This window comes from Amycolatopsis cihanbeyliensis, from assembly GCF_006715045.1.
GTDB classification, from domain to species: Bacteria; Actinomycetota; Actinomycetes; order Mycobacteriales; family Pseudonocardiaceae; genus Amycolatopsis; species Amycolatopsis cihanbeyliensis.
Map to the genome: position 1 here is coordinate 3,553,270 of NZ_VFML01000001.1, position 13,212 is coordinate 3,566,481.

Genomic DNA, 13,212 nt, shown 5'->3' on the forward strand with positions numbered 1-13,212 from the left:
GTGATCTGGGCGGACCTCAAGGCACACCAAGGCATCTAGACCACTAAGGACAGCGCACGGCGCTAACAGCGCGCTCGCGGACCCGCCAACCAATCCGTTCTGCCACTCGCACCTAACACACGGCGATCAGCGGTGAAAAAACTGTCATAAACAGCACACCTATGCGTCGCTCCAATTCACCCTTCTGAGCAGTCTTGACAAACGGGAAATACAAACCAACCGAGCCGCGCCCCTCGGCCCCCGTGCACGAGCGCCCGTGGCGTCCGACCATGGACGGCAGTGACCCGGACAAGACCTGGACAAGACCCGGACAAGACTGGGACACGACTGGGACACGACCCGGCCACGGGACTCGGACAGGAGGGCCGCCAGATGGGAACAGCACATCCCGGCAACGCCCCGGTCGTCGCCGGGGTGGATGGTTCGGAGCGGGCGCTCGCGGCGGTCCGGTGGGCCGCGCTGACCGCCGCCCATGAACACGCCCCGCTCGAGCTGGTGCACGCGGCCGGCTACCCGGACCTCTACGTGGGTGCCGCCACACCGCCGTCGCAGGCGCTCCAGCAGCGGCTACGGGAGCGGGGCGAGGAGTCCCTCTCGGCGGCCGAGCGCCTCGCCGAGGAGTCCGCCGGGGTCAGGGCCCGGACCAGGCTGGAGGCCGACTCGCCGGTCCCGTTGCTGCTCAGGGCTTCCGAGGCCGCGCGGATGGTGGTGCTCGGCACGAGCGGACGGGGTGGCTTCGTCGGGCTGCTGCTCGGTTCGACCACGGTCGCGCTGGCCACGCACGCGCACTGCCCGGTGGTCGCGGTGCACGGCGATCCACCGGAGACCGGGCCGGTCGTGGTCGGCGTGGACGGCAGCGGGCTCAGCGAGCGGGCGACCAGGCATGCCTTCGAGCAGGCCTCGCTACGCGGCGCCGAGCTGGTGGCCGTGCACACCTGGAGCGATGCTGACACCGATGTCGTGTTCAGCGCCGCCCGGATGCAGTTCGAGTGGGAGCCGATGGAGGACGCCGAGCGGCGGGTGCTCGCCGAGCGGCTGGCGGGCTGGCAGGCGGAGTTCCCCGATGTGGTGGTGCGCAAGGTGGTCGCCAGGGACCGGCCGCGCCACCAGCTGCTGGAATGGAGCGAGCGGGCGCGGTTGCTGGTGGTCGGCAGCCGGGGGCGTGGCGGGTTCCGCGGCCTGCTGCTCGGGTCGACCAGCCAGGCGCTGATCCACCACGCGAGCTGCCCCGTCATGGTCGTCCGGCCCGAGCACGGGTACCCAGATGGGGGTGGCGGCTAGCCTGGCCGAGGCCGACGATCCTGGTAGAGCCGAGTACACGGGAGACGAGATGGCGGCGGCGAGCACGAGTATGCAGGCTTTCCGGGACGCGCGGGAGTTCCTGCTGCGCAACAGGGATGACTACCCGACGGCGTACCGCGACTTCCGCTGGCCGGAACTCGACGAGTTCAACTGGGCGCTCGACTGGTTCGGTCACCTGGCAGGCGACCCGGAAAGCGCGGACGCCACCGCACTGTGGATCGTCGAGGAGGACGGTTCCGAAGGCCGGTGGACCTTCACCGAGCTGGCGCACCGCTCCGACCAGGTGGCCGGCTGGTTGCGGGAGCGCGGGGTACGGCGCGGTGACCGGATCATCCTGATGCTGGGCAACCAGCTGGAGCTGTGGGAGACCCTGCTCGCCACGATGAAGCTGGGTGCCGTGGTGATCCCGGCCACCACGCTGCTCGCGCCCGCGGACCTGACCGACCGGGTCGAGCGCGGCAACGCGCGGCACGTGGTGGTGGGTTCGGCCGATACCGGAAAGTTCGCGGAGGTCGCGGGCGACTACACCCGGATCGCGGTGGGCGAGCCGGTGGAAGGCTGGCTGGACTACGCCGAGGCCTACACCGCACCCGGTGGGTTCCGGCCGGACGCGCCCACCAGGGCGAACGATCCGTTCCTGCTGTACTTCACCTCCGGCACCACGGCGAAGCCGAAGCTGGTCGAGCACACGCACGCGTCCTATCCGGTCGGTCATCTGTCCACGATGTTCTGGATCGGGCTCGAGCCGGGGGACGTGCACCTGAACATCTCCTCGCCCGGCTGGGCCAAGCACGCCTGGAGCAACGTGTTCGCGCCATGGAACGCGGGCGCGACGGTGTTCATCCACAACTACACCCGGTTCGACGCCGACCGGTTGCTGTCCGAAATGGACCGGTGCGGGGTGACCAGCTTCTGCGCGCCACCGACGGTGTGGCGGATGCTGATCCAGGCCGATCTCGGCTCGCTGCGCACCCCGCCGGCGAAGGTGGTCGGCGCGGGCGAGCCGCTCAACCCCGAGGTGATCGAGCAGGTGCGCGAGGCATGGGGGATCACCATCCGGGACGGCTACGGCCAGACCGAGACCACCGTGCAGGTGGCCAACACCCCCGGCCAGCCGATCAAGCCGGGGTCGATGGGTCGGCCGACTCCCGGATACGTGATCGCCCTGGTCGACCCGGCGACCGGGGAACCCGGCCCGGACGGCGAGATCTGCATCGACCTCGCGCACCGGCCGCTCGGGCTGATGGTCGGGTACCACGGGGACGAGGAACGCAACGCCGAGGTGATGCGGGACGGCTACTACCACACCGGCGACGTGGGTTCCCGGGACGAGGATGGCTACATCACCTACGTCGGCCGCACCGACGACGTGTTCAAGGCCTCGGACTACCGGATCTCGCCGTTCGAGTTGGAGAGTGTGCTGCTGGAGCACGACGCGGTGGCCGAGGCGGCGGTGGTGCCTGCGCCGGACGAGCTGCGGCTGGCGGTGCCGAAAGCCTACGTGGTGCTGGCCACGGGCTGGGCCGCCGACGAGTCGACCGCGGAGGCGGTCCTCGGCTACGCCCGCGAGCACCTCGCGCCGTACAAGCGGATCCGCAGGCTGGAGTTCGCCGAGCTACCGAAGACGATCTCCGGCAAGATCCGGCGGGTCGAGCTGCGTGCCCGCGAGCAGGACCCGGCCGCGGCCGGGCAGCGCGCGGGCGCGGAGTGGCGGGACGACCAGTTCCCCGGCCTGCGCTCGTAGCCCCGCCGATCAGCCGAGCTTGCCGAGCGCGTCCTCGACCGCCCGGTGGAAGGTCGGGTAGGCGAAGATCATCTGCCGCAGCCGCTCGACCGGGAGCTGGGCATGCACCGCGACGGCGAGCCCGGACAGCATCTCCCCGCCGGAAGGGCCGACCGCGGTGGCGCCGACCAGGAAACCGAGTTCCGCGTCCTCGACCAGCTTGACGATGCCCTCGTTGCCGGACTTGTGGATCCAGCCTCGCGCCGAGCTCGGCAGCTCGGTCACGGCGGTGCGTACCGGGATGTCCCGCTCGCGCGCCTGCCGCTCGGTCAGCCCGACCGCGCCGACCTCCGGGTCGGTGAAGGTCACCCGCGGCACCGCGTGGTACTCCGCGCTCTTGCCGTCCTGGCCGAGGATGGACCGGGCCGCGATCCCCGCCTGGTACATCGACATGTGCGTGAACGCACCCTTGCCGGTCATATCGCCGATCGCGTAGACGCCCTCGGCGACGCGCATGTGCCCGTCCGGCTCGAGGAACCGCCGGTCGGTGTCCAGGCCGACGGAGTCCAGGCCGAGCGCGGCGAGGTCGGTGCTGCGGCCGGTGGCGACCAGCAACCGCTCGGCACGCAGCTCGCGGTCGGGCAGGGTGACGGTGAACGCCTCACCGTCGTACCGCACCGCCCGCGCGCCCACGCCGGTGTGCACGCCGAGGCCCTCACCGGTGAGCACACCGCCCACCACCTCGGCCGCCTCCGGTTCCTCCACCGGCAGCAGCTGGTCGGCCAACTCCACGACGTCGACCGCGGAGCCGAACCGGGCAAACGCCTGCGCCAGCTCGAGACCGATCGCGCCGCCACCCAGCACGACCAGCGACTCGGGCGCCTGTTCCGCCTGCAGCGCCTCCCGGTTGGTCCAGAACGGCGTGCCGGCAAGGCCCTCGATCGGCGGGACCGCGGGATCGGTTCCGGTGTTCAGCACGATCGCCTTGGCGGCGGTGAACTCCTGCCCCTCGACCGTGACCCGGCCCGGCCCGGTGACCCGCGCCCGGCCCCGGACGAACCGGCCGCCGGTCGCGGTGAAGCGCTCGACAGCCGCCTGGTCGTCCCAGTCGGTGGTGGCCTCGTCCCGGATGCGCTTGGCCACCGGCGTGAAGTCCGGCCGCACCTCGGTCGTACCGGCCAGCCCCGGCACCCGCCGCGCCTCGGCGAGCGCGTCGGCGGCCCGGATCATCATCTTGCTCGGCACGCATCCGTAGTAAGGACATTCCCCACCGACCAGCCGGGACTCGATCCCCACCACGGAGAGCCCGGCCTCGGCCAGCTGGGCGGCGACGGCCTCACCGCCAGGGCCCATCCCCACGACGACGACATCGACTGTCTCGGACATGGCGTGCCTCATCTCAGTGTTTCGTTCCGGTGCCTGCTGCGAGTGCCTGTGTCTCCATGCTGTCGTCTCCATGCTGTCACCCGACCGGCGTCATTGCAGACCCTAGGTGCACACGTCATGACGGTTCGCGTTGTCCTCGGTACCCGCCTGCCCCGACACTGAAGGGCGAGCAGGAGAAGGGTGTGGCATGTTGCGTGCGATGTGGAACGGGGTGGTGCTGGCCGAGACGCCGCGCACCGTCCGGCTGGAAGGCAGGCATTACTTCCCGCCGGAGTCCCTGAACCGGGAGTTCTTCGCCGAGAGCGGGACCAGGACGCTCTGCCCGTGGAAGGGTGTGGCCAGCTACTACACGCTGGTCTGCACCGAAGCGGCCAGCCCGAACGCCGCCTGGCGATACCGCCACCCCACCCCGCTGGCCTACCGCATCAAGAACCACGTGGCGTTCAATGCCGAGGTCACCGTCCAGGACGGGCGCGAGCCCGCGCAGGGCGGTTGGGTGCGGCGGATGCTGGGCCGGCTGCGTGGCGCGCGGGTCTGAACCGCGGCCGGTGCCGGTCAGCAGGCGGCTTCGGCGAGCGCGACCCGGTCCCGCCCCTCCCCCTTTGCTCGCGACAGGGCGTCGTCGGCCTGCCGGAGCAAGTTGGCGAGGTCCTCGCCGGCGTCCGCGTGCACGGCGACGCCGATCGAGGCCGTGAGCCCGGTCAGCATCACCTGCTGCCCACTGGGTGAGCGGATGCCGACCGCGGTCTCCCTGACGCGGATACGGATGCGGTGGGCCGCTGTCAGCCCGAACTGCGAGCCGGCCGCGGGCAGCAGGATGAGGAACCGGTCGAACCGGTGGCCGCCGGCCCCCTCGAACCGGCCGACCAGGTCGATCGCGCGCACCTCGGCCGTGAGCATCCCGGCCATGGCCTCGAGGACCATGTCACCGGCCTGGTGGCCGTATGCGTCATTGACCGCCTCGAACCGGTCGAAGTCGAGTAGCAGCAACGCCGCGGCCTGGTCACCCAGCCCACGGAGCACCCCCGCCGCGTACTCGTCCCAGCTCCCTCTTTCCAACAGCCCAGCCAGCCCTTCCGGACGCGACACCAGCGGAGAACCTCCCCCGGACCCCCAGGACCGGGGGTGGTGGCTCGTACTCGCGTACAGCGTCCGACCGCTATACTCCTTCACGTCAGTGGAGCTGCTCACGTGTGGAGCCTAGACTGACAACGCGGACGTTTCAACTGAGGACGAAGACATCGTCCGCACAGGCGTTTCCGATAGTGGAAGCGCGACCGGGCCATGGGGAGGTCACGATGGTCGAGCAGGCACAGCCGCAACGGAGCCTTGCCGACAAGCTCAACCACCTGTTCCAGAACAAGACGCCGCGGGACGGCGAGGAGTACAGCAACGAGCAGGTTGCCGCGGCCATCAGCGCACAGGGCGAGGTCAAGATCTCCCAGAGCTACATCTGGCAGCTACGGAAGTCGAAGAAGGACAACCCGACCTTCAAGCATCTGCAGGCGCTGGCCGGCTTCTTCGGGGTGCCGGTGAGCTACTTCTTCGACGACGAGGTGACCGACCGGGTCGACCAGCAGCTCGAGTCGTTGAAGTGCGAACAGGCGCGGCTGAACGAGATCGCGGCCGGCAGCGAGGCGCAGCTGATGGCCATGCGCGCGGGTGAGCTGTCGCCCAGCCGCAGGCGGCTGGTGATGGAACTGCTCGACGTGGTGTATCGCGAAGAACAAGCCGGAAAGTCCGATCCACCGAACGGGTGACACACGAATGCGCGTGCCAAACCCGCCGGGATGATCGCTACGGTTCCAGGGATGCGGCGGAAGAACCGATCCACCTGTTGGCCGAGGTGGTGACTGGTGCGCGAGCGAGAGTTACGGCGCCGATGCCGGCGGCTGCTGAAAGAGTTGGACATCCGGCCGCCCCTGGACGTGGCCGAGCTGTGCCGGCGCGTCGGGCAGCAGCGGGGTAAGCCGATCCGGCTGATCCCGCATCCGATCCCGGTCCCCGGCCCGTTCGGGGTCTGGGTCACCACGCCGCACGCCGACTACATCCTGTACCAGCAGGAGACCAGCAAGTCCCATCAGGGGCACATCATCCTGCACGAGCTCGGACACATCCTGGCCGGCCACCACAGCGACGAGCTGGACGACTCGTTGCTGACCGAGCTGTACCCGGACCCCGAGCAGGACGACCTGAGCCGGCGCTACCCCGATCTCGCGCCGGAGGCGGTGCGCAGCGCGCTGCGCCGCACCTCCTACGACACCGACCACGAGCGCGAGGCGGAGACGGTGGCCACGATCATCCTGGAGTGGGCCTCGGTGCTGGACCGGGTGGCGCCCCGGTCCTCGCAGGAGGCGGCCGCGCAGCGCATGGAGACCGCGCTCGGCGACCGGCTCGGCTGGTTGTGACCACCCGGTGAGTCCCGTCCTGGCGATGACGATCGTCCAGGGCGTCCTGCTGTACGCGGCGTTGCTGTGGAAGCTGTACCAGCTCGCCCGCGCGCCACGGGACCGCCCGCTGCGGATGGTCACTCTCTGTCTCGGTTGCGCGGCCGTGGCCTACCCGATCGGCCTAGCCGGCGGGAACATGACGCAGCCGGACGCCGGGCCGATGCCGCTGATGGTGGCGCACTGGGTGCTGCTGCTGGTGATGGTCTACGCGCTGATCTGCTTCTTCCTGTTCTCCGTACTGGAGCCCGCGGCCGCCCAGCGCCGGGCACGGTGGCAGTTGCTGCCCCTGGCCGCCGTGCTCTCCGCCCTGGCACTGGCCGCGGTCAGCACCCCGAGCGGTTCGCCCCCTGCGGACTACCCGGTCGGCACCGTGGCGATGTTCTACCTCGCCGTCGACCTTTATCTGGTGTACGGCCTCGGCAGCGCGTTCGGCTGGACCCGCCGGTACGCGCGGGGCGCCGAGCCACGGCTGGCCAGGGGGCTGGTGCTGACCTCGACCGGCCTGGCGCTGATGGTGCTCGGTGCCTCGTTGCTGGTGCTGGTGGTAGCCGCGTTCTGGGCCGGGGGCACCGTGCCGGGGCCGGTGTCCCCCGCCGTGTCGTTCACCGTGCTGCCCGGGATCCTGCTGTTCATCGTCGGGGTGAGCTATCCGGGTGCGGCGACCAGGCTGGCCGCGTTGCGGGTGTGGTGGCAGCACCTGCGCACCTACCACCAGCTGAATCCACTGTGGACCCTGTTCAACGGGGCGTTCCCCGAGGACTCGCTGAGCAGGATGCCGGTGCGCCGCTGGCGGGACCTGCTGAGCCTGCGCGGCGTGCACCGCCGCTACTACCGGCGGGCGATCGAGTGCCGGGACGGCCTGGTCCGGATCAGCCCGTACCTCCCGGCAGGGGCGGGTGCGAGCACCGAGACATTGGCTCCGCGGCTGCGCGCGGCGTTGCGGGCCTACCGCGACGGCGAGGCCGTTCCGCGCAGGGCGAACCCGGTGGCGCTGCCCGCGGCCGACGGGCTGGACGCCGACGTCGGCGAACTCGTGACGCTCGCCGAGGCATTGCGGGCGAACTGACGGGAGGATCAGGTCGGAGGCGCTGATCGTCGGGGGGGGCGGTATCGCGGGAGCGGTCACCGCGATGGCGTTGCGGCAGGCCGGGATCGGCGCGGTGATCTACGAGGCCTACCCCACCGGCGCCGATGACGTGGGCGCGTTCCTGACCGTGATGAGCAACGGGCTGGACGCGTTGCGCGCGGTACGGGCCGAGGAGGTGGTGCGCGGGGGGTCCTTTCCCGCTCGCCGGGCGGAACTGGTCAGTGGCACCGGGAAGCGGCTCGGTGAGCTGAACCTCACGGCGGAGCCCTGGCGACCGGGACCACGCACGCTCAGCCGGGCGGGGCTGTACCTGGTGCTGCACGACGAGGCGGCACGGCCGAGGGCGACCTGCTGATCGGGGCCGACGGGGTGCACTCCGTGGTCCGGCCGCTGATCGACCCGGCCACGCCCGAGCCCCGCTACGCCGAGCGCAACACGGTCTGCGGCTACGTACCCGGGACGTGGGCGACCCCGGCGGACACCTACCGGATGATCTACGGTAGGCGCGCCTTCTTCGGCTGCACCACCGCGACGGACGGCACCACCTGGTGGTTCGCCAACGTCCCCGCCGCGGAGCGGCCACGGGAGGAACTCGGTGAGGTGCCGCTGGAACGTGCCAGGCCGGAGTTCTCCCGGCCGTTCGCCGGGGACCGTACCCCGGCCGCGGAGCTGGTCGCGGCCAGCGAGCGGATCGTGGTGAGCAATGCTTGCGACCTCGCCTCGGTGCCGACAGGGCATCGCGACTCGATGATCATCATCGGGGACGCGGCGCACGCGGCCACCCCGGAGGCCGCGCAGGGCGCCTCGATGGCCGTCGAGGACGGCGTCGTGCTGGCCAAGTGCCTGCGGGACCGGGAGGGGACGGGTGCGGCGTTCGCGGAGTACGAGCGGCTGCGCAGGCAACGGGTCGAGTCGCTGGTGGCGACCAGTGCCGGGATGAGCGCGAACGCCACACCCGGCCCGGTCAAGCGGATGCTCAGGGACCTGGTGCTGCCACGCAAGCTGCGCAAGGCGGGTGGTGGCACCACCGGCTCCTTCGCCGGTTACCGGATCGACTGGGAGAGCAAGGTATAGGCACTGGTCCCGGTCTTCCGCGGGAATTGTCGGTGGGCGGCCGTAGTTTGCCGGGTATGAGCATTCCGAGAAACCTACGACGCGTGCTCGCCGCGCTGGCCACGGTCGGTATGGCACTGGCGCTGGTCACGCCGGCGGCGAGCGCACGGGAGAGTTGGCATCCCGGCTGGGTGGGCGCGTGGTCCGGTTCGGTGCAGCAGGCGAGCGCGCCACCCTGGGGAGAGGCCGGCTGGTCGGCCGAGGGATTCGACAACCATTCCGTGCGGCAGGTGGTCCGGGTCAGCACCGGCGGCCCGACCCTGCGGGTGCGGCTGTCCAACGAGTACGGGACGGAGCCGCTGCGGCTGACCGGCGCGACCGTCGCCAGGGCGGGCGAGGGCGCGGCGGTGCGCCCCGGCACGCTGCGGCCACTGACCTTCCGCGGCTCGAAGTCCACGGTGATCCGGCCGGGCGGGTTACTGGCCAGCGATCCGGTGCTGCTGCCGACCGCGGCGCTGGACGAGCTGTCGGTGACGTTGTACTTCGCGGGGAAGACCGGGCCGAGCACCCAGCACAACCTGGCGACCGAGCTCAGCTACCGGGCGGAGGGGGATCACCGGTTCGACCGGTCGGGCCGGGTATTCGACGAGACCAGCGAGTCCTGGTACTACCTGTCCGGGGTGGACGTGGTCGGCTGGCTGCCGTGGCACCGGGGCTCGGTGGCGACCTTCGGTGACTCGATCACCGACGGCTTCGGCTCCACCCCCGGCGCGAACAACCGCTACCCGAACGAGCTCGCCGAGCGGCTGGTCGCGGCGGGCAAGCCACTGGGGGTGCTGAACGCGGGCATCAGCGGAAACCGGGTACTGAGCGACTCCCCGTGTTTCGGGGAGGAGGGGATCGCGCGGTTCGAGCGGGACGTGCTCGACCAGCCGGGGGTGCGCACCGTGATCGTGCTGGAGGGCATCAACGACATCGGGTTCGGCTCGCTCGACATGCCCGGCGAGTGCGGGTTGCCGACGCGGGAGGTGACCGCCGAGGAGCTGATCGCGGGACACCGGAAGCTGATCCGCGCGGCGAAGGCCGAGGGCCTCACGGTCATCGGGGCCACCCTGCTGCCGTACAAGGGCGCCGGGTACTACACGCCGGAAGGCGAGGACATCCGGGACACGGTGAACGAGTGGATCCGCACCAGCGGGGCCTACGACACCGTGGTGGACCTCGACCGGGCCCTCGCCGACCCGAACGATCCGGACCGGCTGAACCCCGCCTACGACAGCGGCGACGCCCTGCACCCCAACGACGCGGGCATGCACGCCATGGCGGCGGCCGTCGACCTGAACACCCTCTGACCCGCACGGGGCCCAGGGGTGAGTGGCCGGTCCGACCTCGACGCGGCCACTCACCCCGGCACGCGGGTCCATCCTGACGGTCGGCGCGCGTCCCGCGTGCGACCAGCCACGACGACCGGCGGTCGACTCCGCGACGCTCTGCGAAGTGGTGGCCAGAACGGGGTCGAACCGGCTCAGCGGGTCCGGTAGCGCGCGTAGACCAGTCCGCTGCCGAAGGCACGCTCCTCGACCAGCTCGAGATCCAGGCGCACGCCGTCGGGGAAGAACCGCTTGCCGCCGCCGACCACGCTCGTGGTGACGAACAGGTGGTACTCGTCCACGAGGCCGGCCGCGATCGCCTGGGCCGCGAGGTTCGGGCCGTCGACGGTGAGGTCGTGATCGGCCTCGACCTTGAGCTTGCGCACCACGTCCGGGTCGAAGGTCCGCTCGATCCTGGTCTTCGCGCTGGACACCGACGCCAGCGTCGTGGAGTACACGATCTTCTCCGCGGCCTGCCAGTCGCGGGCGTACCGCAGGATGTGCGCCGGCTGGTCGGGCTCGGTGTGCGCGGTTTCCCAGTAGACCATCGTCTCGTACATCCGTCGGCCGTAGAGGTACGTGCCGACGGGGCGGAAGAGGTCGTTGATGAAGGTATGCACCTCCTGGTCCTCGGCCCCGGTGCCGAGGTCGCCCTCGACCGCCTCGGCGTAGCCGTCGAGCGAGGTGATCATCGAGTAGATGAGCTTTGCCATGCGTCTCCTCCGGGTACGAGCGCGTCAGCCTGCCAGCGGTCCCGCAGGCTTTGACCTCCGCACGACCCGGAACTCATCGATCGGCCGGCCGGCCGGTTCCGTCGACCGTCAGGTCGCGGACGGAGCGCGCCTCGCCGGCGGGTCGCCCGCGCGGTTCCGCGCCCCGGCCACCCGCTACACGAAGCGAGTGGCCCACTACCGGCCAGAACCCTCATCGCGGCCATCGTGTTGTGGCTGAGGTCGTGACCTACACCCAGGCCTGAAAAAACCGCCCTGACCTCGGTCAAAGCGGTTTCCAAGCAGTGCAAAGCGTGTGGCCAGGGGCGGGGTCGAACCGCCGACCTTCCGCTTTTCAGGCGGACGCTCGTACCAACTGAGCTACCTGGCCGGAAACGCCGGCAAGGAGCCGAACGCTCTGGCGACCCTGACGGGACTCGAACCCGCGACCTTCGCCGTGACAGGGCGACGCGCTAACCAACTGCGCCACAGGGCCTTGCTCATGGTGCATGCTCCCACTTGCACCACCGTACTCCCAACGGGATTCGAACCCGCGTTGCCGCCTTGAAAGGGCGGAGTCCTAGGCCGCTGGACGATGGGAGCCCGGTCTTCTTCGGCGAACCGGACGACCGCGCTCTCAGGTCCCCCTGGGAGCGATAACTAGCATAGGACACGGGTCCACCGGCATTCACAACGGGGGCCCCTCTCCGGCCGGCAAGCTCGCGGCCTGCGTCGATGCCCGACCAAGGTCACTCGGCCCGGGTGGCGAGCTCGTCCAGCGCGCGCAGGCGATCGAGCAGCTCCGCACGTTCCGGTTCGCCCAGCGTGTCCACCAGCAGCTCGCCCATCCGCTCGCCGGTCAGCGTCTCGGCGCGGCGCCACCGCTCATGCAGGTCCGGCCGCGCGTTGGCCCGCGCGATCAGCTCGTCGGCCGGCTCGGGCTGCCAGCCGGTGCGCAGCAGCCGCCCGCGGCCGCCCTCCGGGTCCGCGACGATCGCCTCCTCGATGGGCAGCCCGACCGCCCGCAGGGCCGCGAAGTGCAGGCCGCCCCGGTACTCGCGGAGCAGGTGGAGGCCGTGCACGACCCGCTCGAGCGCGCCCTCCGGCCAGGCGGCCCGCCGCCAGCCGCCGAACAGCGCGAGCCCACCAGGGTCGGCCGCCTCGGTCAGCCTGGCCAGCAACCCGCCCAGCCGCTCGGGCTCGGCAAGATCGGACAGCCTCGCCCTCGCCCAGCGTGCGGCACCTTCCTGGAAGCCCTCGACCGCGCTGGGGGAGTCGAGTGCGGAGGTGGCCGCGGGCAACAGCGCGTCCAGCAACCAGCGGGGGAAGATCCCGAACAGCTCGGCGACCATCTGTGGTGGCGGATCACCGAGCACCGCCGAACGCCCGCGGAAGTAGAGCGCTCGCGGTGCCAGCCCCAGCTCCTGCTCGACCTGCGCCAGCTCGGTGGAGGTCATGAACTTTCCGCCCCAGCGCTGCACGAACGGGCGCACGCCCGCCGCCGCGTCCACGGCGACAACAGTGTCGTCCTGCATGGAGATCCTCTCGACCCCACAATCATAACACTGTTACATCATGATGCCGGACAACCTCGGACACGAACGGTGGTCACTACCCGGCCAGGACGGCACCGGGTAACCGATTGCCCCAGAGCGAATCGGGCAAGTATTTTTGCCAGATGCTGCCCGGGTGCACGGCCAGGGGGCGGGCGCCCGGGCAGCACCCCGCACGGCGGGACCGCTGCCGGCTGATGCCGCTTGAGAAGGTGCCTGCGCAAGGTGATGCGGGGGCGCGCTCTCGACCGAAGGCCAGCGCGCCTTCTTGAGCACAGGCTAACGCTGCACGGGCGACTGCCCGTCGTCGTCCGGAATCAGCCCGAGCATCTCCAGTAACTGGGCACAGTCCTCAACGCCGTCCGCGCTTCGCGCCACCGCGAGCCGCGCCCTGCGCGCCTGGTCGTCGGAGATCCGCGAGGCCTCCGCGTTCCCGGTGCGCTGCGAGGGAACGCCACCGGCGTAGCCGCCCGCCGCCTCCCCCTCGTACCGAAGGAGGAACTGTCGAACTTCGAGTGACCCGCTCATAGCTCCTCCATATGGTTGCTCGGCTTTGCTTGGCCGCGAGGCTAGCGATC

At 70.7% G+C, this 13,212-nt stretch carries 14 protein-coding genes and 3 tRNA genes; 9 read left to right on the forward strand and 8 right to left on the reverse strand.

Annotated features, from left to right (window positions below; all coding sequences use genetic code 11):
- Positions 1-372 precede the first annotated feature (372 nt).
- Both FB471_RS15775 and FB471_RS15780 read left to right on the forward strand, forming a co-directional pair.
- Positions 373-1,281: a universal stress protein gene (locus FB471_RS15775; protein WP_141999131.1), complete on the forward strand. Its 909-nt coding sequence runs from the start codon at positions 373-375 to the stop codon at positions 1,279-1,281.
- Between the two features lie 49 nt (positions 1,282-1,330).
- On the forward strand, positions 1,331-3,046 hold the full coding sequence (locus FB471_RS15780) for an AMP-binding protein (RefSeq protein WP_142002002.1): 1,716 nt from the start codon (positions 1,331-1,333) through the stop codon (positions 3,044-3,046).
- Between the two features lie 9 nt (positions 3,047-3,055).
- Here the strand turns inward: FB471_RS15780 and FB471_RS15785 are convergent, their stop codons facing one another.
- On the reverse strand, positions 3,056-4,411 hold the full coding sequence (locus tag FB471_RS15785) for a dihydrolipoyl dehydrogenase family protein (RefSeq protein ID WP_141999133.1): 1,356 nt from the start codon (positions 4,409-4,411) through the stop codon (positions 3,056-3,058).
- Positions 4,412-4,598: 187 nt separating this feature from the next.
- On the opposite strand from FB471_RS15785, the gene FB471_RS15790 reads away from it, so the two are divergent.
- Positions 4,599-4,949, forward strand: a complete 351-nt coding sequence (locus FB471_RS15790) for a DUF427 domain-containing protein (protein WP_141999135.1) — start codon at positions 4,599-4,601, stop codon at positions 4,947-4,949.
- Positions 4,950-4,966: 17 nt separating this feature from the next.
- Here FB471_RS15790 and FB471_RS15795 read toward each other — a convergent pair whose 3' ends face one another.
- Complete coding sequence (locus FB471_RS15795; RefSeq protein WP_170220820.1) at positions 4,967-5,500, reverse strand: GGDEF domain-containing protein; 534 nt, start codon at positions 5,498-5,500, stop codon at positions 4,967-4,969.
- A 209-nt stretch (positions 5,501-5,709) separates the two neighbouring features.
- On the opposite strand from FB471_RS15795, the gene FB471_RS15800 reads away from it, so the two are divergent.
- The 6 genes from FB471_RS15800 to FB471_RS15820 all read left to right on the forward strand — a co-directional run bounded on the left by FB471_RS15800 (position 5,710) and on the right by FB471_RS15820 (position 10,353).
- Positions 5,710-6,171, forward strand: coding sequence for a helix-turn-helix domain-containing protein (locus FB471_RS15800; protein ID WP_141999139.1), 462 nt, complete (start codon positions 5,710-5,712; stop codon positions 6,169-6,171).
- Between the two features lie 96 nt (positions 6,172-6,267).
- Positions 6,268-6,819 carry a hypothetical protein gene (locus FB471_RS15805; protein WP_141999141.1) on the forward strand — a complete coding sequence of 184 codons (552 nt, stop codon included), beginning with the start codon at positions 6,268-6,270 and terminating at the stop codon, positions 6,817-6,819.
- 25 nt (positions 6,820-6,844) lie between these two features.
- Positions 6,845-7,927 (forward strand): MAB_1171c family putative transporter, encoded by a 1,083-nt coding sequence (locus FB471_RS15810; protein WP_246076428.1) that lies wholly within the window; start codon positions 6,845-6,847, stop codon positions 7,925-7,927.
- A gap of 64 nt (positions 7,928-7,991) precedes the next feature.
- Complete coding sequence (locus FB471_RS34575; RefSeq protein WP_211358045.1) at positions 7,992-8,303, forward strand: FAD-dependent monooxygenase family protein; 312 nt, start codon at positions 7,992-7,994, stop codon at positions 8,301-8,303.
- 23 nt (positions 8,304-8,326) lie between these two features.
- A complete protein-coding gene (locus FB471_RS15815; RefSeq protein ID WP_211358046.1) occupies positions 8,327-9,022 on the forward strand; it encodes an FAD-dependent monooxygenase in 696 nt (231 codons plus the stop codon).
- Between the two features lie 56 nt (positions 9,023-9,078).
- Positions 9,079-10,353 (forward strand): SGNH/GDSL hydrolase family protein, encoded by a 1,275-nt coding sequence (locus FB471_RS15820; RefSeq protein ID WP_141999145.1) that lies wholly within the window; start codon positions 9,079-9,081, stop codon positions 10,351-10,353.
- A gap of 173 nt (positions 10,354-10,526) precedes the next feature.
- On the opposite strand, the gene FB471_RS15825 is transcribed toward FB471_RS15820, so the two are convergent.
- The 6 genes from FB471_RS15825 to FB471_RS15850 all read right to left on the reverse strand — a co-directional run bounded on the left by FB471_RS15825 (position 10,527) and on the right by FB471_RS15850 (position 13,162).
- The gene (locus tag FB471_RS15825; protein ID WP_141999147.1) at positions 10,527-11,084 is read right to left on the reverse strand and encodes a dihydrofolate reductase family protein; all 558 of its coding nucleotides are present in this window, start codon (positions 11,082-11,084) and stop codon (positions 10,527-10,529) included.
- 314 nt (positions 11,085-11,398) lie between these two features.
- Positions 11,399-11,472 (reverse strand) — tRNA-Phe (locus tag FB471_RS15830).
- Positions 11,473-11,500: 28 nt separating this feature from the next.
- Positions 11,501-11,577: transfer RNA gene (locus tag FB471_RS15835), tRNA-Asp, on the reverse strand.
- Positions 11,578-11,611: 34 nt separating this feature from the next.
- Positions 11,612-11,684: transfer RNA gene (locus FB471_RS15840), tRNA-Glu, on the reverse strand.
- 146 nt (positions 11,685-11,830) lie between these two features.
- A complete protein-coding gene (locus FB471_RS15845) occupies positions 11,831-12,616 on the reverse strand; it encodes an SCO6745 family protein (protein WP_141999149.1) in 786 nt (261 codons plus the stop codon).
- Between the two features lie 297 nt (positions 12,617-12,913).
- Positions 12,914-13,162, reverse strand: a complete 249-nt coding sequence (locus tag FB471_RS15850; protein ID WP_141999151.1) for a hypothetical protein — start codon at positions 13,160-13,162, stop codon at positions 12,914-12,916.
- Between the last annotated feature and the right edge of the window lie 50 nt (positions 13,163-13,212).